The sequence below is a fragment of the Streptomyces sp. NPDC058086 genome (genome assembly GCF_042885015.1).
Classification (GTDB): domain Bacteria; phylum Actinomycetota; class Actinomycetes; order Streptomycetales; family Streptomycetaceae; genus Streptomyces.
Genome location: NZ_JBHVST010000024.1, coordinates 99382 through 120693, shown reverse-complemented (window position 1 = coordinate 120693; position 21312 = coordinate 99382). Strand labels below are relative to the sequence as shown.

Genomic DNA, 21312 nt, shown 5'->3' with positions numbered 1-21312 from the left:
GACGGCACGGTCCGCGAGCGGCCTCGTGCCCCACTTCGTCCGGGGCAAGGAGCGACCCACTGCGCGACCGCTCAGCTGGGACGTACGGCCATCTTGTCGAGGGCCTCCAGAAGACCGGGCAGTTCCGGGCCCCGGCCGACAGGCAGGACCTCTCCGGGCTCCTCGTCAAGGAGGACGAAGGCGATGTCGTCGGTCCGGGCGACCATGGACCAGCCGGGGCCGTCCGCGCGCAGGGTCCGGGCGTCACCGCTGGCGAAGGACGAGCGGACACGGCCCAGGGGCGGCGGGGTGTCCACGTAGGAGCGCGCCTCCGCGAGCACCCGGCGGACACCGCTGCGGGTCTCGCCGCTGTCGCCGTCGGTGCTCTCGGTCTCGCCCCGGGGGACGTCGTCGGGTTGGGCGGTGTCCTCCGACGTGACGAAGTCGCCGTCGTCGATCTGTTCGCGCCAGATCGCCCACTGGAGGGCGATCTCGTCGGCTCCGAGGCGCCTTTGGGCCGGTCCCCAGACGGTGGTGTCCGGCGGAGCGAGCGCGGGCCGCTCCGTGAGCTCGGGCGCGGGGTCGTGCGGGGCCGGCACCCCGGGGGCCGCGACGGCGACGTCCAGAGGCCAGCCGGGCAGCGCGGAGACGACCGTGCGCTCGTCGGGCGACAACTCGTGCTCCATCCCGCAGTCCCAGGATGCGATGGCGACGGCGACCAGCGAGACGTCGTCGATGACGACCGTCCACCGTGCACCCTCGCCATCCTGGCCCAGCACGAGACCGTACCCGTCGGCCAGGGGTGCCAGGTCGAGCCCCGCGCAGGCCTCCGGGTAGTCGTCCCCCAGCACGCTGGGGAACTTCGCGGGCGTCAACAGCACCGCCGTCAGTACATACAGCGCGTCGTCGTCCCCGGTGGCGACGGCGCCATCGTCCGTCCCAGCCATCCCAGCCTCCCGATCGCTACGTTCGTCGGCGCACCATAATGCGACCCGAAGGCGCTTGTCACGAGCCCGAAACGGACGCGGAGCTGCAGTTATCCGGCTGGACGGGGGCGAAACGCCCGGCCCGCGCCCACCGCGGTCAGACGGCGGGCAGGCCGAGCAGCGTCCGCGCCACCGTCCGGGGCGACTCGTCGCGCTCCCGCGCCAGAGCGATGACGGCACGGCAGGCCAGCTCGTTCACCCCGAACGACAGCGCCTCGGGCGACACCCAGGCCGCGGCCTCGTCGATCTGCTCCTGGTCGTCCTCCGCGCAGGCCGACACGTAGGCCGCGGCCGCCTCGAAAAGATTGTGTGTACGTTTCTCGGGTCGCCGCTTGGCGGGCCGTTGCGCCTCGGCCCCGTCGGTCGCTTTCCGGCGCCATATCTCGCGGAGTCTGCCGAACATTCCGGTCATCGGGCCACCTTCCCCCTGCGCGGTTGCCATCGCTGATCGTTCACCTGCTGCTACTCAACGTAGAGTTGAAGGCCCGGCGGCAGAAGAGGGACGGTCCGGTGAAGCATCGCGAACGTTCCCTTCGAGTGAGTCGATCGTGCCCCGCAGCCAGGTGAGTTCGGTCCGGCTCGTGGCCCGGGCGATGGTGAGAATGCCCTGCCGGAAGGGATCGTCGAGCTCTTCGGCGCGCAACGGCCGGTCGCCTTCGTAGAAGAAGCTCGCGGGCTCCTCCAGGAAGGCGAGCCTGCGGCGCAGTACCGCGGCCTGCGCCGCGGGGTCGGCCAGGTGTCTGAGGAAGGCGAGCACCGTGAACCAGCGGTTCTCGTCGGTGATGTCGCGCTGTACGGGCTCCGCGAGTCGGCGGCGCAACTCGCTTCTCCCCTCCTCGGTGAGCGTCAGGACATGACGAGGGGCGGCCACGGAGCCGGGCTGCGTCGCCCGCGCCAGCCACCCCGCCTTCTCCAGCCGCTTGATCGCGGGATACAGCGTGCTCTCCGCGACGGGCTTCACGTGGCCGGTCAGCGCGGTGATGCGCTTGCGCAGCTCGTAGCCGTGCAGCGGGGCGTCGTACAGAAATCCGAGGATGGCCAGCTCAAGCATGCCCCGCATTCTGCCGCACCAGCGGTGTACATCATCTCCTCTGTACATCGCTTCCTCTATACATCGGGGACGATGTATTCTCCTGAAGCGCGAGAAACGATGAGACAGACCTGAGGGAGAGCAATGAGGCAGGCCGAGTTCGACGGCAAGGGAAGCTGCATCCGCTGGACGGAGGCGACGGGTGCTGAACCGGCCCGGGTGTATGTACACGGACTGGGGTCCGCCTCTACGGTCTACAACGCCCACATCGCGGCCCGGCCCGAACTGGCGGGGCGCCGGACCCTGTTCGTCGACCTGCCCGGTCACGGCATCAGCGATCGGCCCGCGGACTTCGGGTACACCCTGGAGGACCACGCGGACGCGCTCGCGGCCGCCCTGGACGAGGCCGGTGTCACGGCGGCGGAACTGGTCGCGCACAGCATGGGCGGCGCAGTGGCCATCGTGCTGGCCCATCGGCGCCCCGAACTCGTGTCCAGGCTGGTCCTCGTGGAGGCGAACCTCGACCCGTATCCACCGGTCAAGGCGGGCAGCAGCGGCATCGCCTCGTACACGGAGGAGGAGTACGTCGAAAGCGGTGGCCACGCGCGCGTGCTCGACAAAGTCGGCCCCTCCTGGGCGGCAACCATGCGGCTCGCCGACCCGCGCGCGCTGCACCGCACCGCGATCGGCCTTGCGCGCGGCACGGTCCCCACGATGCGCCACCTGCTCGAAGGGCTGACGGCGGACCGTGTCTACCTGCAGGGGGCGCTGAGCGGTGAACTGGAGGACAGGGAAGGGCTGGAGGCCGCCGATGTCCGGGTGGTGACCGTTCCCGGTGCGGGGCACAACGTCATGTTCGACAACCCCGACGCCTTCGTGGCCGAGGTCGCCGGAAAGGTCTGAGGCCTCAGCCCCGCCGTGTGGCAAGCGCCAGGAAGCGGGCGTCCTCGTCGACGTACGAGGTCATGTCCCAGCCGGAAGCGGCCAGCAGGGGGCGGAGATTGGCCTCCGCCCTCAGGTCGCCCGGTGTGATCCGGCGCCCCTGGCGCGCCGCGAGCGCGGCCCGGCCGATCGGATGGAACAGCGCCAGCGTGCCGCCGGGCCGCACCACCCGCGCCAGCTCCCTCAGATCCTCGGCGGGGTTGGGCAGATGCCCGATCAGACCCGCCCCGAAGACGGCGTCCAGTGACTCGGTGCGCAGCGGCAGCGCGGTGACGTCGGCGAGCAGCAACTGCCCGTCGCGGTGCCGTCCGGCCCGTACCGCGGCTGCCAGCATGGCCGGGGTCAGATCGGCTGCGACGACCACTCCGGAGGGGCCCACGGCCGCGCGCAGCGGCGGCAGCGCCCGCCCGGTTCCGCAGCCCGCGTCGAGCACGCGGTCCCCCTCGCGCAGGCCGAGTTCGCCGACCGCCGCCGCATAGGCCGGCCCGTCGTCGGGGAACCGCGCGTCCCAGTCGGTCGCGCGCGCCGTGAAGAACTCCTGGACGTGTGTGTGGTCCTCGCTCATGTTCCGCATGATCTCTCACCGACACGAAGTACGACGCTGTGCACACGTTCGAGCGTCACACGATCGGTCACGTACCTGTCTGTGTCATATTTCAACACCTTTCGAAATGCGCCCCCTTTGTGCGCCCATGCGCGGACTAGCGTCCCTGGGCCATGGGACACCTGGACCACGCCGCCTTCGGCTGGCTGACCCCCGTGCTGTCGTACGTGATGGCCTCGATCGGCGCCGCCCTGGGGCTGCGCTGCACGGTCCGCGCGCTCGGCGCCACCGGGCGCTCGCGCCGCAACTGGCTCCTCACCGCGGCCTCCGCGATCGGCACCGGCATCTGGACGATGCACTTCGTGGCGATGCTCGGCTTCAGTGTGAGCGGTACGGAAATGCGCTACAACGTGCCGCTGACCATCCTCAGTCTGCTCGTCGCGATGGTCGTCGTCGGCGCGGGCGTCTTCGCCGTCGGCTACGGCCGCGACCGGGGCCGTGCGCTCGTCCTCGGCGGACTCACCACCGGACTCGGCGTCGCGAGCATGCACTACCTGGGCATGGCGGCGCTGCGGCTGCACGGCGCCGTGCGCTACGACCCGGTGCTCGTCGGGCTCTCCGTCGTGATCGCCGTGGTCGCGGCCACCGCGGCCCTGTGGGCGGCACTCAACATCAGGTCGCCCGTCGCGGTCGCCGTCGCCTCCCTCGTCATGGGTGGGGCGGTGAGCAGCATGCACTACACCGGGATGATGGCGGTGAGCGTGCGTGTCAGCCCCTCCGGGGAGGCCCTTCCCGGGGCCACGGCGATGCAGTTCATCTTCCCCCTCGCCGTCGGCCTCGGGTCCTATCTCTTCCTGACCTCGGCATTCGTCGCGCTGTCCCCGACAGCCCGCGAGCGCGAGGCATCCGCATCGGCCCAGCGGCCGGTCGAGAGCGTCGCCCGTTAGTGGCGGGCCCGAGCTACGACGGCTCGGACGACACGCCCCGAACCACTCCGAGCGAGGAGGCCATGCGTACACCCCGTAGGACCCCTGCAGCCGGCGCCGAGCCGTCGGCCCCACCCCCGCAGCGCGGTCGCCGCGCCCACGCGGGACCGCCCGCCGACGAGTACACCGACCCCGACGAGGACGCCACCGGGACGCCGCCAGAGGCATCCGCGCGCGCGGGACGATGGCGTGTACGTCCCCGTACGGTGCGGGCCAAGATCGTCTGTCTGCTCATGGTGCCGGTCGTCTCGCTGCTCGCCCTGTGGGCGTACGCCACGGTGAGTACCGCCCAGGACGTCGCGCGACTGCGGCAGTTGCAGCGTGTGGACTCCACCGTCCGAGCCCCGGTCGACGACGCCGTCGCCGCGCTCCAGGCCGAGCGCGCGGCCGCCGTCCGCCATGCGACCGACCCGTCCTCCGAGCCACAGAGCGATCTCAAGACGCTGGCGGAACGCACCGACCGTGCGGTGGCGAAGCTGCGACTGGGCGCCCACAACACCGTCGCCGACGGCGCCGATCTGCCCGCCGGAGTGGCCGGACGGCTCGACGCCTTCGTCAACGGGGCCGAGAGCCTGGGGCCCGTGCGCGCCGCCGTACTGGAGCGCCGTACCGGATGGGACGAGGCGTACGGGCAGTACACCAGGACCATTTCGGCGGCCTTCGCGGTCGGGGGCGCCCTCACCGGCATCCAGGACGCCGACCTGGGCTCCGACGCGCGCGTACTCCTCGAATTCTCCCGGGCCGGCGAGGCGCTGGCCCAGGAGGACACCGTGCTGTCCGGTGCCCGGCTCGCCGGCACCCTGGACGGTGAGCGACTGCGGCTGTTCACCGGGGCGGTCGCCACCCGCCGCACTCTGACCGACGCCGCCGTCGCGGATCTGCGCGGACCCGAACAGGCCTCTTGGCGCGACCTCGTGACAGGGAGTGCGTACGCCGACGTACGCGCCGTCGAGGACAAGGTGCTCGCGTCAAGGCCCGGCGGAAACGCCGTCGACGCCGCGTCGGAAGCCGGCTGGAACACCGCCCACGCGCGTGTGCAGGACGCCATGCGCGCCATCGAGGCGAAGGCGGGCCGGGGTGTCGCGGACCGGGCCGACCCCCTGACCCGCGGTCTGCTGACACCCGCCGGCGCCGCTGTCGTATTCGGTCTCGCCGCCGTCGCCGCGTCGCTCGTGATCTCCGTACGCATCGGACGCGGCCTCGTCGTCGAACTGGTGCTCCTGCGCAACAGTGCCCTCGAGATCGCTCGACGCAAGCTGCCCGAGGCGATGCGCAAGCTGCGCGCGGGGGAGGAGATCGATGTCCGCGCGGAGGCTCCGCCAGGACCACCCTCGGAGGACGAGACCGGACAGGTCGCGGAGGCCCTGGGCACCGTGCACCGGGCCGCCCTGCGCGCCGCCGTCGAACGCGCGGAACTGGCCAGCGGGATCTCGGGGGTATTCGTCAATCTCGCCCGGCGCAGCCAGGTCCTCGTACACCGCCAACTGAGCCTGCTGGACAGCATGGAGCGCAGGTCCGAGGATCCGAACGAACTGAGTGACCTCTTCCGGCTCGACCACCTCACCACCCGGATGCGGCGCCACGCGGAGAGCCTGATCATCCTTTCCGGCGCCGCACCCGGCCGGGCTTGGCGGATGCCGGTCTCGCTGACGAACGTGGTCCGCGCGGCCGTGTCCGAAGTCGAGGACTACGCGCGCGTGGAGGTACGACAGCTGCCCGAGGCAGCGGTCGGCGGCGCCGCCGTGGCCGACCTCACCCACCTCCTGGCGGAAATCGTCGAGAACGCCGCCCAGTTCTCCCCGCCGCACACCCGCGTCCGCATCACCGGCGAACCGGTCGGCAACGGGTACGCCGTGGAGGTCGAGGACCGAGGGCTCGGCATGGGCAAGGAGACACTCGACGAGGCCAATCGGCGTATCGAACAGTCCGAGGCGCTGGACCTGTTCGACAGCGACCGGCTCGGTCTCTTCGTGGTCAGCAGGCTCGCGGCCCGGCACGGCATCAAGGTGCACCTGCGCACCTCGCCCTACGGGGGCACCACCGCGGTCGTCCTGCTGCCGACCGCGCTGCTGCACGAAGGCGCGGCGGAACGTTCCCCGCGCAAGGCGGACAACGGAAGGCCCGACGAACGCGAGTACGTGCGTGTGTCGGCCGCCCCGGAGCACGACTCCGTCCAGGCGCCCATCGAGCGACCCGCACTCGTGCCCCTCGTACAGACCGCTGTCGAACCCTCAGCGCACGGCTCGCCGGAAGCCCCCGTGAACGTCTCGTCCGAAACCCCTGTGAACGGCTCGCCCGAAACCCCACCACCTGGAGTCACCACTTTGCGGCTGCACCGCCCTTCGGACGACTCCGAAGGGTCCGACGACCTCCCACGGCGCGTACGGCAGGCGAGCCTCGCGCCCCAACTGCGCGCACAGCGAACCGAGGAGCCGACACAAGTGGCGGCCCACCACCACGACGACACACGCACGCCCGAACTCGTACGGGACCGCATGGCGGCCTACCGCGACGGCTGGGCGCGCGGCGGCGGCAGAACATCCGGTCGCGGCGCCACCCCAGCCCCCGATGCGGGCAGCGACAGCAGTGAAGGAGACCCCGCATGATCCAGGACCCGGGCATGAGGGCCGCCCAGCGATCCGGCGAACTCGACTGGCTGCTGGACGACTTGGTGCTGCGTGTCGCCGAAGTGCGGCATGCGGTGGTGCTGTCGAACGACGGACTGGCGGTGGGTTCCTCCACCGGCCTCAGGCGCGAGGACGCCGAACACCTGGCCGCCGTCGCCTCGGGCTTTCACAGTCTGGCCAAGGGCGCGGGGCGCCACTTCGGCGCCGGGGGCGTACGTCAGACGATGGTGGAGATGGACGACGGCTTCCTGTTCGTCGCGGCAGCGGGCGACGGCTCGTGCCTCGCCGTCCTCACCGCGGTCACGGCCGACATCGGCCTGGTGGCCTATGAGATGGCGCGGCTGGTCAAGCGCGTCGGCGAGCACCTCTACACGCCGCCGCGGGTCGCCGCGCAGCCGCCCGCCGCCGGATGACCGAGGGCGGGCGGCGCAGATGACCGAGGACCTCGCGGGCAGCCAGTGGTACGACGGCGAAGCGGGACCGCTCGTCCGTCCCTACGCGATGACGGGCGGCCGCACCAAACCGGGCCCCACCGGAGTGCGCTTCGATCTGATCGCCCTGGTCACCCTCGACAAGGGCGCACCCGGAGTCGACGAGGACTCCCTGCTCGGGCCGGAACACCGGGCCCTCATCGACCTGTGCCGCACGGAGACGCAATCCGTGGCCGAACTCGCCGCGGGCGCGGACCTGCCGGTGGGCGTGGTCAGAGTGCTGCTCGGCGATCTGCTGGAACTGGGTTGCGTCACCATCAGCCGCCCGGTGCCGCCCGCACAACTGCCCGACGAGCGGATCCTCCGCGAGGTGATCGAGGGACTGAGGGCGCTCTAGATGAACGACGCGGCTCTACATACCCAGGTGAACGACGCGACTCCACGCACGCGCACACACGCACCGACGCATACCCGGCATCGTTCGGCCGGCGCCGACCGCTGCCGCCACTCCCGAGAGAAGTGATCGATGGTCTCCGAGAACTCCGACGCCTCGGCCGACGAAACGACCGCCCTGGCGTTGAAGATACTGGTCGCCGGCGGGTTCGGCGTGGGCAAGACCACCCTGGTGGGCGCGGTCAGCGAGATCAGGCCGCTGCGCACCGAGGAACTGCTCAGTGAGGCGGGTCAGTCGGTGGACGACACCGACGGCGTGGACCGGAAGGTCACGACGACCGTCGCCATGGACTTCGGACGCATCACCATCCGGTCCGGCCTCTCCCTCTACCTCTTCGGCACACCGGGCCAGGACCGGTTCTGGTTCCTGTGGGACGAGCTGTCACAGGGCGCGCTGGGGGCCGTCGTCCTCGCGGACACCCGCAGGCTCGAGGACTGCTTTCCCGCGGTGGACTACTTCGAGCACCGGCACATCCCGTTCGTGGTGGCCGTCAACTGCTTCACGGGCGCCCGAGCCTACGGCGCCCAGGACGTGTCCCGCGCCCTCGACCTCGACCGGGGTACGCCCGTGGTGCTCTGCGACGCCAGGGACCGCGACTCCGGGAAGGAGGTGCTCATCCGGCTCGTGGAGTACGCCGGACGGGTGCACACCGCCCGGCTGCTCGACTCCGTCGGTTGAGGCCGGGAAAAATCGGGCCGAGACCTCCGAAGGAGAGACCTAGGCCGCCATCGAGGCCCAAGCCACGACCTTCTCGATCCTCACGCGGACGAGGAGTTCCCCCGGCACGCCGTTGCGCTTCCCGAGCTCCTCGGCCCGGTCCTCACCCATGTAACGTGCGCCGATCCGAGCTGCCCAGCGACGCAGCTCGGCCAGATCCTCCGACAACTCGGCACGACCCTCCACCACCACGAAGTCGAACGGCGGCTGGTCGTCGTCCACGCAGAGGGCGACCCGCCCGTCGCGGGCCAGATTCCGTCCCTTCACACTCTCTTTCGCGGTGTTGAAGACCACGTGGTCGCCGTCCAGCAGAAACCAGATCGGCGCCACGTGCGGACTTCCGTCGGCGCGGACGGTCGACAGCTTTCCGGTGCGGGTGCCCTGGGAGACGAAGGCTCGCCATTGCTCATCGGTCATCTTCTGTGCCATGCGCCCATCCTGCTTGCCCGGAGGGCGGCCGTGGGGAAGGCTGGCTGGTCGGATCCTCCAGCCAGGGGGAAAAGCATCACGGGGAGATGGAGCATGGCGCAGAACACGGGGCTCGGCTGGCTGCTCGACGACCTGACCGAGCGCGTCGAACACGTACGGCACGCATTGGTGCTGTCCAACGACGGGCTGGTGACCGGCGCGAGCACAGGACTTCGGCGTGAGGACGCCGAGCACCTCGCGGCGGTCTCGTCGGGCCTGCACAGCCTGGCGAAGGGCTCAGGCCGGTACTTCGGCGCCGGTCAGGTGCGCCAGACGATGATCGAGTTCGACGACGCGGTACTTTTCGTCACCGCGGCGGGCGCGGGCAGCTGTCTGTGTGTTCTCAGCGCCGCGGAAGCCGACATCGGCCAGGTCGCCTACGAGATGACACTGCTCGTCAACCGTGTCGGCGAACACCTCGGCGTGGACGTCCGCCAACCGGAACGTCCGTCTTCTGTAGACCTCTGAGCTGCGGATACGTCATCGCGGTCAGAGTTATCCACAGGCTCGCCGCGAGATCCGCCGAACCGGCTACGGTTTTTCTCGAAGCAAGCGCCCGACGGCGCGAGCACCTCACTCCACGGGGGAGAACCGTCATGTCCGGCAACACCATCACGCAGTCCACCGCCTCGCAGCCCACCACTTTGCAGTCCACTGCCTCGCAGTCCACCGCATCGAGGGACGCCACATCATCGCTCGGACGCGCCGCTCGAGAACTGGAGCTCAAGCGCGGCGAGTTCGACCTCGCTCTGCATCTCGGATGCGTCCGCACCGTTCCCGACGAGGGGGGAGGCGGACGCCGCGTCACCCGTGCGGAGATCGAGCGGGTGCGCTCCGAGGACGGCTTCCCCGAGGCATTACGGGAACGCGTCAAGGCCGTCGGCACCACGGAGGGCGCAGCGCTCATGGGCGTGACGGCCGCCAGGTTCACGCGCTTCGCGCGCTTGGGTCTGGTGGTGCCCGTGAAGTTCTACCTGAACCGGTACAGGGCTGTGGTCTGGCTGTACCTGGGGGAAGAACTCCGCCAGTTCGGGGCGGACGAGCAGAACGCCCCGCTGCTGAAGGGCCGTACACCCGAGGGACTCCGCGACCAGCTGGAAGCCGGCCTGGACCTTCGCCCCCGCAACTGGCGGGGCCGGCACATGGGATTCCTGCTGCGGCAGTCCGAGGACCCCTGGGCGCGGGCCGCGATCGTGGCCTCCCTGCTCGACCCCGTTCAGGTGGCCGAGATCGTCAGGGACCCGTACGAGCGCGCGTATCTGAACCGCTTCCGGCCCGAGCGGGCCTCCCACGGCGCCGCGCCGGACACTCCCGCCGCGCACCTCGTCTCGCGCATCATGACGGCCGAGGATCCCGACGAGATCAGCTGGCTCCGTGCCGACCTGGGCCAGGCACTCGTCGAGGCCCGAGAGCTCCACCCCGCACCCCGCCCGACCCCCAAGGCCCCGCTGACGCCGTTCTCCCCTTCGGCCGCGGCGGCTCCAACGGCCTCGCGACCCCGGGAAGCCGCCCTCGACGACCGCGCCCCGAGCATGGAGCCCGAGCGGCCACGGAGGCTCCTCGGGTGGCTGCGCCGCAGAAACCCCTGACGCGGCGCTCCTGCCCGCGACGCCCTGACGAGTCCTCCCCGGACGGCTTCTTCCCCGGGGGCCGGGCCCCTTCCTGCATCCTTACAGCGCCCGGAAAAGCCCCTCCTGGACGACCGAGACGAGCAGGCGTCCCTCCAGGTCGTAGATGCGCCCGCGGGCCAGCCCGCGCCCGCCCGTCGCGATCGGTGACTCCTGGTCGTACAGGAACCACTCGTCCGCGCGGAACGGCCGGTGGAACCACATCGCGTGGTCGAGCGAGGCCATGTCGAAGCCGCGCGGACCCCACAGCGGCTCCACCGGGATGCGGACGGCGTCCAGGAGGGTCATGTCGCTCGCGTAGGTGAGGGCGCAGGTGTGCACGAGCGGGTCGTCGCCCAGCGGCCCGACGGCACGCATCCACACCGCGCTGCGCGGCTCCGCGTCCTTGATCTCCTCCGGGGTCCAGCGCAGTCCGTCCACGTACCGGATGTCGAACGGCTGGCGGCGCGCCATGCGCTCCAGCGACTCGGGAAGCGCGCCCAGATGCTCGGTTATCTCCTGCGAGACCGTCGGCAGCGATTCCGGGTGCGGGATCTCACGGGCCGGCGGCAACTGGTGCTCGAAGCTCCCTTCCTCAGGCTTGTGAAAGGAGGCGGTCAGATTGAAGATCGTGCGGCCCTGCTGCACGGCGGTGACGCGACGGGTGGTGAACGACAGCCCGTCCCTGACCCGTTCGACCTGGTACACGATCGGCACGCCCGGTCGGCCCGGGCGAAGGAAGTACGCGTGCAGTGAGTGCACCGGCCGGTCGCCCTCGGTGGTGCGCCCGGCCGCCACCAGGGCCTGGCCCGCCACCTGGCCGCCGAAGACCCGCTGCAGTTTTTCGTCCGGGCTGCGGCCACGGAAGATGTTGACCTCGATCTGCTCCAGGTCGAGCAGGTCGACGAGCCTCTCGGCTGGGTTCGTCATGTGTGGGATTCTCCTGTGCTCACAACTGGCCGACGTCGGTGACCTTGACGACCGCGCGACCCTCCGCGTCGGAGGCCACGAGGTCGACCTCCGCGCTGATGCCCCAGTCGTGGTCACCGTTCGGGTCGGCGAAGGTCTGACGGACGCGCCACAGACCGTTCTGCGGCTCCTCCACGATCGACAGCAGCTTGGGGCCACGGGCGTCGGGGCCTGTGCCGAGGTCTTCGTACTCGTCCCAGTACTTGTCCATCGCCTCGCCCCAGGCGTCGGCGTCCCAGCCGGATTCGCCGTCCATCTCGCCGAGTTCGTCGACGTTGTCGAGGGCGGCGAGTTCGACACGGCGGAACATCGCGTTGCGGACGAGGACACGGAAGGCGCGGGCGTTCGACGTGACCGGCTTGACCTGGTCGGCCCTCTCCTGGGCCTCCTCGGCCGTCATCTCCTCGGGGTTGGCGAGCTGCTCCCACTCGTCGAGGAGGCTCGAGTCGACCTGGCGCACCAGCTCGCCCAGCCAGGCGATCAGGTCCTCCAGGTCCTCGGACTTGAGGTCGTCCGGGACGGTGTGTTCAAGCGCCTTGTAGGCACTCGCGAGGTAGCGCAGGACAATGCCCTCAGTACGGGCGAGCTCGTAGTGGGAGACGAACTCCGTGAAGGACATGGCCCGTTCGTACATGTCACGGATGACGGACTTCGGCGACAGCGGATGGTCACCGACCCACGGGTGGCTCTTGCGGTAGGTGTTGTAGGCGTGGAAGAGCAGTTCCTCCAGCGGCTTGGGGTACGACACGTCCTGGAGCCGCTCCATGCGCTCCTCGTACTCGACGCCGTCCGCCTTCATCGCCGCCACGGCCTCGCCGCGTGCCTTGTTCTGCTGGGCGGCGAGGATCTGCCGCGGGTCGTCCAGCGTGGACTCCACGACGGACACCATGTCCAGGGCGTAGGAGGGGGACTCGGGGTCCAACAGCTCGAACGCGGCGAGCGCGAAGGTCGACAGCGGCTGATTGAGCGCGAAGTCCTGTTGCAGATCCACGGTGAGGCGCACGATGCGGCCCGTGGCGTCCGGCTCGTCGAGCTTCTCGACGATGCCACCGTCGAGGAGCGAGCGGTAGATCGCGATCGCCCGCCGGATGTGCCGCAGCTGCTGCTTGCGCGGCTCGTGGTTGTCCTCCAGCAGATGCCGCATCGCCTCGAAGGCGTTCCCGGGCCGGGCGATCACCGCCAGGAGCATGGTGTGGGTGACCCGGAAGCGGGAGGTGAGCGGCTCGGGATCGGAGGCGATGAGCTTCTCGAAGGTGTTGTCCGTCCAGCCGACAAAGCCTTCGGGAGCCTTCTTGCGGACCACCTTGCGGCGCTTCTTCGGGTCGTCGCCCGCCTTGGCGAGCGCCTTCTCGTTCTCGATGACGTGCTCGGGAGCCTGCGCCACCACGAAGCCCGCCGTGTCGAATCCGGCGCGCCCGGCACGGCCGGCGATCTGGTGGAACTCACGGGCACGGAGCGTGCGCACCCGGTTGCCGTCGTACTTCGTCAGCGCCGTGAACAGCACGGTGCGGATCGGGACGTTGACGCCGACGCCGAGGGTGTCCGTGCCACAGATGACCTTCAGCAGACCGGCCTGGGCCAGCTTCTCCACAAGTCGCCGGTACTTGGGCAGCATGCCCGCGTGGTGCACGCCGATGCCATGGCGTACGTACCGGGAGAGGTTGCGGCCGAACTTGGTGGTGAACCGGAAGTTGCCGATCAGCTCGGCGATCTGGTCCTTCTCCTCGCGCGTGCACATGTTGATGCTCATCAGTGCCTGCGCCCGCTCCACGGCCTGAGCCTGGGTGAAGTGGACGATGTAGACCGGAGCCTGCTTGGTCGCGAGCAGCTCGGTGAGCGTCTCCGTCAGCGGGGTCAGCACGTATTCGTAGGAGAGCGGCACGGGCCGGGTCGCCGAGCGGACCACCGACGTGGGCCGTCCGGTGCGCCGGGTGAGATCCTTCTCGAACATCGAGACGTCGCCGAGCGTCGCCGACATCAGGATGAACTGCGCCTGTGGCAGTTCCAGGATCGGGATCTGCCACGCCCAGCCGCGGTCGGCCTCCGCGTAGAAGTGGAACTCGTCCATGACGACCTGGCCGACGTCGGCGTGCTTGCCGTCCCGCAGCGCGATGGACGCCAGCACCTCGGCGGTACAGCAGATGATGGGGGCGTCGGAGTTCACGGAGGCGTCGCCGGTCAGCATGCCGACGTTCTCGGTGCCGAAGATCTTGCACAGCTCGAAGAACTTCTCCGAGACGAGTGCCTTGATCGGCGCCGTGTAGAAGGTGACCTCGTCGCGGGCGAGCGCGGCGAAGTGGGCGCCCGCGGCGATCATGCTCTTGCCCGAGCCGGTGGGCGTCGAGACGATCACGTTCGCACCCGAGACCACCTCGATCAGCGCCTCCTCCTGATGGGGGTAGAGCGTGAGACCGCGTTCTCCGGCCCACGACTCGAAGGCTTCGTAGAGGGCGTCGGGATCTGCGGTCTGCGGCAGCTGATCGATAAGGGTCACGCCCCCATCTTGCCTGTCAACCCGCTCGATGGGGGAATCGGATGCTCGTCCGAAGATCACGACCGTTACGCTGTGGCGCCGACGAAGCGTCAGCGTATGCGGGCAACTGGACAGCGGCGAAAGAAGAATGGGGCGGGGAACGGCCATGATGGGACCAGCACACTCACTCTCGGGAGCCGCGGCCTGGCTCGGCGTCGGAGCGGCGGCGGCCGCCGCCGGTCACACGATGCCCTGGCCGGTCCTCCTCGTCGGCGCCCTGATCTGCGCGGGTGCCGCGCTCGCCCCCGACCTGGATCACAAGGCGGCGACGATCTCGCGGGCCTTCGGGCCCGTCTCACGGACCCTGTGCGAGATCGTCGACAAGCTCTCGTACGCCGTCTACAAGTCGACCCGCAAGGCGGGCGACCCACGGCGCAACGGCGGCCATCGCACGCTGACGCACACCTGGCTGTGGGCGGTGATGATCGGCGCGGGCACCGCGGTCCTTGCGATCACAGGTGGCCGCTGGGCGGTCCTGGCCATCCTCTTCGTGCACATGGTGCTCGCGATCGAGGGCCTGCTGTGGCGGGCCGCCCGCGGCTCCAGCAGCGACGTCCTGGTCTGGCTGCTGGCGGCGACCAGCGCCTGGATCCTCGCCGGAGTCCTGGACAAGCCGGGCAACGGCTCGGACTGGCTGTTCACCGCACCGGGCCAGGAGTACCTGTGGCTCGGCCTGCCGATCGTCCTGGGAGCCCTGGTACACGACATCGGGGACGCGCTGACGGTGTCCGGCTGCCCGGTCCTGTGGCCCATCCCGATCGGCCGCAAGCGCTGGTACCCCATTGGCCCGCCCAAGGCCATGCGCTTCCGGGCCGGCAGCTGGGTCGAGCTCAAGGTGCTCATGCCGGTCTTCATGCTGCTCGGCGGAGTGGGCTGCGCGGCGGCGCTCAACGTCATCTGAGCGAGAGCGTCAGCCCCGGGGGCCCCAGGAGGAGCGTCAGCCCCGCATGCCCGAGAAGGAGTGTCAGCTCCTCGTGCCCGAGCGCGCGGGGCACCCCCTCACGCCGTCCCGTCCTTGCCCGTCCCCTGCCCCGCACCGCCGTACCGCCTCTCGAACTGTGCGATCCGGCCCTCCGAGTCCACGGTCCGGGCCTTGCCCGTGTAGAAGGGGTGGCTCTCCGAGGAGATCTCGACGTCGACGACCGGGTAGGTCTCGCCGTCGTCCCACTCGATGGTCTGGTCGCTCGTCGCGGTGGACCGGGTGAGGAAGGCGTACCCGGCGGCGCGGTCGCGGAAGACGACGGCGCGGTAGTCGGGGTGCTTGTCCTGCTGCATGGGTGCTCCTTGGGGGAGAGGGGCGGGGGCCGGTCAGCCGGACGCGGTGTCCTCGTCGACGATGTGCATCGCGGCCTCCTCGGCCGAGGCCGCGGCGCCGTCGATGCCGACGTCGGTGGCGATCAGCCCGCTCTCGTCGTCCTCGTGCGCTCCTTCATTGGGGGCGACGAGACGACCGGAGCGGCTGGCGCCCACTTCGTTGTCCCAGGGTTCGCCGTCGGTGCCCTGGCAGTCGCCGATGCCGTCCCCGTCCGGCTCGGCGACGTCGGGCATCTCCTCCGCGAGGCGCTGGTCCAGAGTCTCGCCCCGTCGGCGCTCCGCGGCGGTCACCCCGGAGTGCTCCACCGCCCATGGCCGCTCCGGAGGGGACCAGCCCCGGTCGAGCGGGTCACCGACACCGTCGGAGAGCAGGGTGTCCTCGGAGTCGAGCAGCCCCGCGTCGTCCTGTACCTCGGATCCGTCGGGCTGGTAGACGTCGTCTCCCCATCCGTCGACGCTGTTCACGGGTACCTCCAGGTGATGCGGGCGAGCCCGATCCCACCGCGCTCGACGGCGGGCGCGCGGGCCACTCGACACAGGCTTCGCCCTTCGCGAACCGGGTGGTTCCCGGGCGTTCCCCGAGCCGGTGCCGTTATCCAGCCTTCCACTCCGGTTCGGCACTGCGCAACGCCACACGGTCCGAGGCGGTGCGGGCGCGCCCACGGAGGCGGGTCCCGGGCGCCGGTGCGACCGCTGCCGCACACGAGCGCGGACCGCACCGGCAGGGCACCCTCACCCGTGCCAGGACCGCCACAGCGCCGCGTAGGCACCGTCCGCCGCGACCAGCTCGTCGTGACTGCCCAGCTCACTGATCCGGCCGTTCTCCACGACGGCGATGACGTCAGCGTCGTGGGCGGTGTGGAGCCGGTGGGCGATGGCGACCACGGTGCGTCCGTCGAGGACGCGGGCCAACGAGCGTTCCAGATGACGGGCCGCGCGCGGGTCGAGCAGCGAGGTCGCTTCGTCCAGGACCAGGGTGTGCGGATCGGCGAGGACCAGCCGGGCCAGGGCGATCTGCTGGGCCTGGGCCGGGGTGAGCGCGAGCCCGCCCGAGCCGACCTCGGTGTCCAGACCTTCGTCCAGCGCCCGCGCCCAGCCGTCCGCGTCCACCGCGCCGAGCGCCGCCCACAGCTCGGCGTCGGCCGCTCCCGTCCTGGCGAGCAGCAGGTTGTCGCGCAGGGAGCCCACGAAGACGTGGTGCTCCTGGTTGACCAGGGCCACATGGGAGCGGACCGCCTCGGCGGGCATCCGGGACAGTTCGGCACCGCCGAGCGTGACGCGGCCGTCCCGGGGCGCGTAGATCCCGGCGAGCAGTCGGCCCAGCGTGGACTTACCCGCGCCGGACGGTCCGACCAGCGCGAGCCGGGTGCCCGGGGAGACCTCCAGGGAGATCTCGCGCAGCACGTCCACCCCGGCCCGGTAGCCGAAGCGCACCTCGTCCGCGCGCACGTCCCGCCCGTCCGGGACCATCTCCGGGTCGCCCGCGTCCGGCTCGATGTCCCGGACACCGACCAGCCGGCCCAGCGACACCTGGGCGACCTGCAGCTCGTCGTACCAGCGCAGGATCAGTCCCACCGGATCGACGAGCATCTGAGCGATGAGCGCGCCCGTCGTCAGCTGCCCCACACCGATCCAGCCCTGAAGGACGAAGACCCCGCCGATCATCAGGACCGAGCAGAGGATCACCACGTGCGTGACACCGATGACCGGGAAGAGGACCGTGCGCAGCCAGAGCGTGTAGCGCTCCCAGGCCGTCCACTCCTTGATCCGGCGCTCCGACAGCTCGATGCGGCGCTCGCCCAGGCGGTGCGCCTCGACGGTGCGACCCGCGTCCACGGTCTCGGCGAGCGCGGCGGCGACGGCGGCGTAACCGGCGGCCTCGGAGCGGTAGGCGGACGGTGCGCGCTTGAAGTACCAGCGGCAGCCGATCAGCAGGATGGGCACGGCTACCAGTACGGCGGGGGCGAGCGGCGGCGCGGTCACGGCGAGCCCGCCGAGCAGCAGGGCCACCCACACCACGCCGATGGCGAGCTGCGGTACGGCTTCGCGCATCGCGTTGGCGAGCCGGTCGATGTCCGTGGTGATGCGGGACAGCAGGTCGCCCGTGCCGGCCCGCTCGAGGACGCCGGGCGGCAGCCCGACCGACCGTACGAGGAAGTCCTCCCGCAGATCGGCCAGCATCCGCTCGCCGAGCACGGCCCCGCGCAGCCGCACCTCGCGTACGAACACGGCCTGTACGACGAGTGCCACGGCGAACAGTGCGGCGGTGCGCTCCAGATGGAGCTCCCGCGCGTGGTCCGAGACCCGCTCGACGATCGCGCCCAACAGATAGGGGCCGGCCATCGAGGCCACCACGGCCACCGTGTTGGCGGCGATGAGCAGCAGGAAGGCCCGACGGTGGCGCCGGAAGAGTTCGGTCACGTAGGCGCGTACGGTCGAGGGGGCACCGACGGGCAGGGTGTGCGCCGTCGTCGGGGCCGCCGGGTCGTAGGCCGGTGGCGCCAGGCCGATCATGCAGTCTCCTCGATTTCTTCCAGTTCCTTCAGTACGCCGCTCAGGTCGGCCTGGTCCTCTTTCCGCATGTGGCTGCGCGCGGCCCTGTCTTCTTCCCGCGCACTGCTCCGCGCGGCCTCGTCATCGGTCTCCCGGGTCACCACGGCCCGGTACCGCGGCTCACTGCGTACCAGCTCGCGGTGTATGCCGACCGCCACGACCTCGCCCTCGTGCACCAGAACGACGCGGTCCGCGTGGTCCAGGAGCAGCGGCGAGGAGGTGAGGACGACCGTCGTGCGCCCGGTGCGCAGGGCGCGCACGCCATCGGCGATCCGGGCCTCGGTGTGCGAGTCGACGGCGGAGGTCGGCTCGTCGAGGACCAGCACTTCGGGGTCCGTGATCAGCGACCGGGCCAGGGCCAGGCGCTGGCGCTGGCCGCCGGAGAGGGAGCGTCCGCGTTCGGTGATGCGGGCCTCCATCGGGTCCCCGGCGTCCAACGACCCCTGGGTGAGCGCGTCCAGGACGTCTCCGCACTGCGCGGCGGTCAGTGCGGCCTCGGCGCTGACGAGACCGGAGGAAGGCACGTCGAGCAGGTCGCGCAGCGAGCCGGACAGCAGCACCGGGTCCTTGTCCTGGACGAGGACGGCCGTACGGGCGGAGTCGAGTGGCAAGTCGTCGAGGGGTACGCCTCCGAGGAGCACCGAGGTGCCCCCCTCCGTGGGGTGGCCACCCAGCCGCGCGGCGAGCACACCCGCCGCGTCCGGGTCGCCGCACACCACGGCGGTGAGCCGCCCGGCGGGCGCGAGCAGCCCGGTCGCGGGGTCGTACAGATCGCCGGACGGTACCTCGGCCGAGCGCGATCCGCCGCTGTCCATGGCCCGTTCCAGGGACAGCACCCGGGCGGCGCGCTTGGCGGACGGGCGGGAGAAGGAGTAGGCCATCGCGATCTCCTCGAAGTGTCGCAATGGGTAGGTGAGCAGCATGACCGCGCTGTACACGGTGACGAGTTCGCCGACCGTGATCCGGCCGTCGCGGGCCAGGTGAACGCCGCGCCAGATGACGGCGATCATCAGCAGGCCGGGCAACAGCACCTGGATGGCCGAGATCAGCGACCACATCCGGGCGCTGCGCACGGCCGCGTGGCGGACCTCCTGGGAGGCGCGGCGGTAGCGGTCGAGGAACAGTTCTTCACCGCCGATGCCGCGCAGCACGCGCAGGCCCGCGACGGTGTCAGAGGCCAGCTCGGTGGCGCGGCCGGCCTTCTCTCGCTGGAAGTCCGCGCGCCGGGTGGCACGGGGCAGCAACGGCAGTACGGCGAGCGCCAGGACGGGCACACCCACCGCGACGAGTACGCCGAGCGCGGGCTGGTAGACGACCAGGGCGACACAGACCAGCACGACGGTCAGGGCGGCCGCCGCGAACCGCGACAGGGCCTCCACGAACCAGCCGATCTTCTCGACGTCGCCGGTCGAGACCGCGACGACCTCGCCGGCCGCGACACGTCGCGTCAGGGCGGAGCCCAACTGGGCGGTCTTGTGGGCCAGCAGCTGCTGGACGCGCGCGGCGGCGGTGATCCAGTTGGTGACCGCGGCCCGGTGCAGCATGGTGTCGCCGAGCGCGATGCAGGCGCCGCACAGCACCAGCAGCCCACCGGTCAGGGCGAGTCGGGTGCCGGAGCGGTCGACGACGGCCTGGACGGCGAGGCCGACGCAGAACGGCAGCCCGGAGACGGCCACGAAGTGCAGCAGCCCCCAGGCAAGGGCCTTGAACTGCCCTCCGAGCTGATTCCGGCCGAGCCACCACAGGAATCGGGGACCCGAGCGCGCGTCCGGCACACCCGGGTCGGGATAGGGAAGGTCTTGAATCTGCATGACGTCCCAGTGGCTCGTGTAAGGGGTGGGGTCAGGGAATGGGGCCGGGGCGAAGCCGTGGAGTTCCGGCGACCGACCGTGGGGGGTCGGCAGCAAACCGTGAAAGGTTCGCGTCATGGTGCGACCGGAGGCAAACGATTTTTCATCCCAGGACATGGATTCAGGACAGAGGGTCGGGACGCGAGTTCGTGGGACAGGAGTTGGGGGCAGTGGCACTGAGGCAAGGCTGGGACCACCTCCGGCCCATCGAAAGTGTGCCCGGAAAGGCAACACCTGACCGAGAAGTCGGGGGGGTAGGGGTTATTCGTCCGATACGTGATGCAACGATGGGGCGCATGCGAAAAGACAGCGCGAGGCGTACGGGGTTCACCGCTGTGGCGTGCGGTGCCCTCGCTGTGTTCCTGTCGGCCTGCGGTGGCTCCGGAGGGGGGAGCGGCGCGGTGAAGGGCCACGGCGGAGCCGGTGCCAAGGGCGAACAAGCCCCCGTACGTACCGTCGATCTGACCCGGATACCGGAGGTCGGCAACCGCCTGCAGGCCCGGATCCCGTCCGACTCCCACCAGGTGGTGGCGGTCTACGGCGAGGGCAGGGACTCCGCCGACTCCACGGTCGTGCTGTACGCGAAATCCGGTTCCACCTGGGAGGTGCGGCGTTCCTGGCACGCGCACAACGGGACGAAGGGCTGGACCACCGACCATCACGAGGGCGACAAGCGCAGCCCCGTCGGGGTGTTCTCGCTCACCGACGCGGGCGGAGTGCTCGACGACCCGGGCGCCCTGCTCCCGTACGACCACTCGGCGGCTTATCAGGCTCCCCGCGACTGGGCCAGGTCGCACTGGCACGACTTCGACTACGTCGTCGCCATCAACTACAACCGCCGTGTGGGTACCCCGCCGGACAATCCGGACCGCCCCCTGGGTCAGACGAAGGGCGGCAGTATCTGGCTGCACATGGACCACGGCAGCGGTACGTCCGCGTGTGTCAGCGTGCCCAAGTCGGCCATGGAATATCTCCTGCGGACGCTCGACCCGCATCAGCACCCTGTCATCGTGATGGGGGACAAGGCCGATCTGAAGGTGTAGCGGCCGTGGCCCACCGGGCCGCCCCACGTGGTGCGGTCACCGAGTGCCCATTGCGGGGCGGGCCGACTCCCCCGTAGAACACCGCACATGAGAAGACGGATTGCCATGTCCATGCTCGCCGGAGTGATCCTCTCGGCGAGCACCTTCCTGGGAGCGGTCCCGGCCTCGGCGGCACCGCCGGCGGACGCTGTCCGGGCCGTCGGCACTCCCGCCCGGCCGGCGGATCAGACCGCCGATACGCCCCACGACGCGCCCTCTGGGACGCCCTCCGGGACTGCC

21 protein-coding genes and 1 pseudogene are annotated in these 21312 nt (G+C 70.7%); 11 read left to right on the top strand and 11 right to left on the bottom strand.

The window, feature by feature from the left end; translation table 11 throughout:
- Nucleotides 1-71: 71 nt before the first annotated feature.
- From ACFVWD_RS20915 to ACFVWD_RS20905, 3 genes are all read right to left on the bottom strand, one after another.
- Complete coding sequence (locus ACFVWD_RS20915; RefSeq protein WP_389597926.1) at nucleotides 72-926, bottom strand: hypothetical protein; 855 nt, start codon at nucleotides 924-926, stop codon at nucleotides 72-74.
- A 136-nt stretch (nucleotides 927-1062) separates the two neighbouring features.
- Nucleotides 1063-1368, bottom strand: a complete 306-nt coding sequence (locus ACFVWD_RS20910) for a hypothetical protein (protein WP_168517043.1) — start codon at nucleotides 1366-1368, stop codon at nucleotides 1063-1065.
- 63 nt (nucleotides 1369-1431) lie between these two features.
- Entirely contained in the window at nucleotides 1432-2016 is a 585-nt protein-coding gene (locus ACFVWD_RS20905; protein ID WP_389597924.1) for a PadR family transcriptional regulator, read from the bottom strand.
- Nucleotides 2017-2139: 123 nt separating this feature from the next.
- Here ACFVWD_RS20905 and ACFVWD_RS20900 point away from each other — a divergent pair, with 123 nt between their 5' ends.
- Nucleotides 2140-2898 carry an alpha/beta fold hydrolase gene (locus tag ACFVWD_RS20900; protein ID WP_389597923.1) on the top strand — a complete coding sequence of 253 codons (759 nt, stop codon included), beginning with the start codon at nucleotides 2140-2142 and terminating at the stop codon, nucleotides 2896-2898.
- Between the two features lie 4 nt (nucleotides 2899-2902).
- Here ACFVWD_RS20900 and ACFVWD_RS20895 read toward each other — a convergent pair whose 3' ends face one another.
- Nucleotides 2903-3502 (bottom strand): class I SAM-dependent methyltransferase, encoded by a 600-nt coding sequence (locus ACFVWD_RS20895; protein ID WP_389597921.1) that lies wholly within the window; start codon nucleotides 3500-3502, stop codon nucleotides 2903-2905.
- Between the two features lie 152 nt (nucleotides 3503-3654).
- Between ACFVWD_RS20895 and ACFVWD_RS20890 the strand changes: the two genes are divergently transcribed.
- From ACFVWD_RS20890 to ACFVWD_RS20870, 5 genes are all read left to right on the top strand, one after another.
- On the top strand, nucleotides 3655-4428 hold the full coding sequence (locus ACFVWD_RS20890; RefSeq protein ID WP_389597919.1) for an MHYT domain-containing protein: 774 nt from the start codon (nucleotides 3655-3657) through the stop codon (nucleotides 4426-4428).
- Nucleotides 4429-4490: 62 nt separating this feature from the next.
- The gene (locus tag ACFVWD_RS20885; protein WP_389597917.1) at nucleotides 4491-7073 is read left to right on the top strand and encodes a nitrate- and nitrite sensing domain-containing protein; all 2583 of its coding nucleotides are present in this window, start codon (nucleotides 4491-4493) and stop codon (nucleotides 7071-7073) included.
- Nucleotides 7070-7507, top strand: a complete 438-nt coding sequence (locus ACFVWD_RS20880) for a roadblock/LC7 domain-containing protein (RefSeq protein WP_352046793.1) — start codon at nucleotides 7070-7072, stop codon at nucleotides 7505-7507. The genes ACFVWD_RS20885 and ACFVWD_RS20880 overlap by 4 nt, the downstream gene beginning before the upstream one ends.
- Before the next feature lie 19 nt (nucleotides 7508-7526).
- Entirely contained in the window at nucleotides 7527-7922 is a 396-nt protein-coding gene (locus tag ACFVWD_RS20875; RefSeq protein WP_101407664.1) for a DUF742 domain-containing protein, read from the top strand.
- A 129-nt stretch (nucleotides 7923-8051) separates the two neighbouring features.
- Nucleotides 8052-8657: an ATP/GTP-binding protein gene (locus tag ACFVWD_RS20870; RefSeq protein WP_095856070.1), complete on the top strand. Its 606-nt coding sequence runs from the start codon at nucleotides 8052-8054 to the stop codon at nucleotides 8655-8657.
- Between the two features lie 39 nt (nucleotides 8658-8696).
- Here the strand turns inward: ACFVWD_RS20870 and ACFVWD_RS20865 are convergent, their stop codons facing one another.
- Nucleotides 8697-9125, bottom strand: coding sequence for a PPOX class F420-dependent oxidoreductase (locus ACFVWD_RS20865; protein WP_389597916.1), 429 nt, complete (start codon nucleotides 9123-9125; stop codon nucleotides 8697-8699).
- 93 nt (nucleotides 9126-9218) lie between these two features.
- Between ACFVWD_RS20865 and ACFVWD_RS20860 the strand changes: the two genes are divergently transcribed.
- Together ACFVWD_RS20860 and ACFVWD_RS20855 are read left to right on the top strand one after the other, a co-directional pair.
- Nucleotides 9219-9632: a roadblock/LC7 domain-containing protein gene (locus ACFVWD_RS20860; RefSeq protein WP_168489728.1), complete on the top strand. Its 414-nt coding sequence runs from the start codon at nucleotides 9219-9221 to the stop codon at nucleotides 9630-9632.
- A 128-nt stretch (nucleotides 9633-9760) separates the two neighbouring features.
- Entirely contained in the window at nucleotides 9761-10753 is a 993-nt protein-coding gene (locus ACFVWD_RS20855; protein ID WP_389597915.1) for a DUF6397 family protein, read from the top strand.
- Nucleotides 10754-10834: 81 nt separating this feature from the next.
- Here ACFVWD_RS20855 and ACFVWD_RS20850 read toward each other — a convergent pair whose 3' ends face one another.
- A complete protein-coding gene (locus ACFVWD_RS20850) occupies nucleotides 10835-11701 on the bottom strand; it encodes an acyl-CoA thioesterase (RefSeq protein ID WP_389597913.1) in 867 nt (288 codons plus the stop codon).
- Nucleotides 11702-11720: 19 nt separating this feature from the next.
- Nucleotides 11721-14234: an RNA helicase gene (locus tag ACFVWD_RS20845; protein WP_168489725.1), complete on the bottom strand. Its 2514-nt coding sequence runs from the start codon at nucleotides 14232-14234 to the stop codon at nucleotides 11721-11723.
- A gap of 145 nt (nucleotides 14235-14379) precedes the next feature.
- Here ACFVWD_RS20845 and ACFVWD_RS20840 point away from each other — a divergent pair, with 145 nt between their 5' ends.
- On the top strand, nucleotides 14380-15174 hold the full coding sequence (locus ACFVWD_RS20840) for a metal-dependent hydrolase (RefSeq protein ID WP_389597911.1): 795 nt from the start codon (nucleotides 14380-14382) through the stop codon (nucleotides 15172-15174).
- 98 nt (nucleotides 15175-15272) lie between these two features.
- Here the strand turns inward: ACFVWD_RS20840 and ACFVWD_RS20835 are convergent, their stop codons facing one another.
- The 4 genes from ACFVWD_RS20835 to ACFVWD_RS20820 form a co-directional block, all read right to left on the bottom strand.
- Complete coding sequence (locus ACFVWD_RS20835) at nucleotides 15273-15548, bottom strand: type B 50S ribosomal protein L31 (protein WP_389597910.1); 276 nt, start codon at nucleotides 15546-15548, stop codon at nucleotides 15273-15275.
- Between the two features lie 33 nt (nucleotides 15549-15581).
- Complete coding sequence (locus ACFVWD_RS20830) at nucleotides 15582-16052, bottom strand: DUF5709 domain-containing protein (protein WP_389597908.1); 471 nt, start codon at nucleotides 16050-16052, stop codon at nucleotides 15582-15584.
- A 267-nt stretch (nucleotides 16053-16319) separates the two neighbouring features.
- Nucleotides 16320-18101 (bottom strand): ABC transporter ATP-binding protein, encoded by a 1782-nt coding sequence (locus tag ACFVWD_RS20825; protein ID WP_389597906.1) that lies wholly within the window; start codon nucleotides 18099-18101, stop codon nucleotides 16320-16322.
- Nucleotides 18098-19951: an ABC transporter transmembrane domain-containing protein gene (locus ACFVWD_RS20820; RefSeq protein ID WP_389597904.1), complete on the bottom strand. Its 1854-nt coding sequence runs from the start codon at nucleotides 19949-19951 to the stop codon at nucleotides 18098-18100. The genes ACFVWD_RS20825 and ACFVWD_RS20820 overlap by 4 nt, the downstream gene beginning before the upstream one ends.
- A 335-nt stretch (nucleotides 19952-20286) precedes the next feature.
- On the opposite strand from ACFVWD_RS20820, the gene ACFVWD_RS20815 reads away from it, so the two are divergent.
- Complete coding sequence (locus ACFVWD_RS20815; protein ID WP_389597902.1) at nucleotides 20287-21033, top strand: hypothetical protein; 747 nt, start codon at nucleotides 20287-20289, stop codon at nucleotides 21031-21033.
- An 87-nt stretch (nucleotides 21034-21120) separates the two neighbouring features.
- Nucleotides 21121-21312: pseudogene (locus ACFVWD_RS20810) on the top strand (lysozyme); the annotation flags it as partial.

Excerpts from the sequence above, each read along its gene's own strand:
- ACFVWD_RS20915 (WP_389597926.1), bottom strand. The coding sequence starts at position 926 with ATGGCTGGGACGGACGATGGCGCCGTCGCCACCGGGGACGACGACGCG.
- ACFVWD_RS20910 (WP_168517043.1), bottom strand. The coding sequence starts at position 1,368 with ATGTTCGGCAGACTCCGCGAGATATGGCGCCGGAAAGCGACCGACGGG.
- ACFVWD_RS20905 (WP_389597924.1), bottom strand. The coding sequence starts at position 2,016 with ATGCTTGAGCTGGCCATCCTCGGATTTCTGTACGACGCCCCGCTGCAC.
- ACFVWD_RS20900 (WP_389597923.1), top strand. The coding sequence starts at position 2,140 with ATGAGGCAGGCCGAGTTCGACGGCAAGGGAAGCTGCATCCGCTGGACG.
- ACFVWD_RS20895 (WP_389597921.1), bottom strand. The coding sequence starts at position 3,502 with ATGAGCGAGGACCACACACACGTCCAGGAGTTCTTCACGGCGCGCGCG.
- ACFVWD_RS20890 (WP_389597919.1), top strand. The coding sequence starts at position 3,655 with ATGGGACACCTGGACCACGCCGCCTTCGGCTGGCTGACCCCCGTGCTG.
- ACFVWD_RS20885 (WP_389597917.1), top strand. The coding sequence starts at position 4,491 with ATGCGTACACCCCGTAGGACCCCTGCAGCCGGCGCCGAGCCGTCGGCC.
- ACFVWD_RS20880 (WP_352046793.1), top strand. The coding sequence starts at position 7,070 with ATGATCCAGGACCCGGGCATGAGGGCCGCCCAGCGATCCGGCGAACTC.
- ACFVWD_RS20875 (WP_101407664.1), top strand. The coding sequence starts at position 7,527 with ATGACCGAGGACCTCGCGGGCAGCCAGTGGTACGACGGCGAAGCGGGA.
- ACFVWD_RS20870 (WP_095856070.1), top strand. The coding sequence starts at position 8,052 with ATGGTCTCCGAGAACTCCGACGCCTCGGCCGACGAAACGACCGCCCTG.
- ACFVWD_RS20865 (WP_389597916.1), bottom strand. The coding sequence starts at position 9,125 with ATGGCACAGAAGATGACCGATGAGCAATGGCGAGCCTTCGTCTCCCAG.
- ACFVWD_RS20860 (WP_168489728.1), top strand. The coding sequence starts at position 9,219 with ATGGCGCAGAACACGGGGCTCGGCTGGCTGCTCGACGACCTGACCGAG.
- ACFVWD_RS20855 (WP_389597915.1), top strand. The coding sequence starts at position 9,761 with ATGTCCGGCAACACCATCACGCAGTCCACCGCCTCGCAGCCCACCACT.
- ACFVWD_RS20850 (WP_389597913.1), bottom strand. The coding sequence starts at position 11,701 with ATGACGAACCCAGCCGAGAGGCTCGTCGACCTGCTCGACCTGGAGCAG.
- ACFVWD_RS20840 (WP_389597911.1), top strand. The coding sequence starts at position 14,380 with ATGATGGGACCAGCACACTCACTCTCGGGAGCCGCGGCCTGGCTCGGC.
- ACFVWD_RS20835 (WP_389597910.1), bottom strand. The coding sequence starts at position 15,548 with ATGCAGCAGGACAAGCACCCCGACTACCGCGCCGTCGTCTTCCGCGAC.
- ACFVWD_RS20825 (WP_389597906.1), bottom strand. The coding sequence starts at position 18,101 with ATGATCGGCCTGGCGCCACCGGCCTACGACCCGGCGGCCCCGACGACG.
- ACFVWD_RS20820 (WP_389597904.1), bottom strand. The coding sequence starts at position 19,951 with ATGCAGATTCAAGACCTTCCCTATCCCGACCCGGGTGTGCCGGACGCG.
- ACFVWD_RS20815 (WP_389597902.1), top strand. The coding sequence starts at position 20,287 with ATGCGAAAAGACAGCGCGAGGCGTACGGGGTTCACCGCTGTGGCGTGC.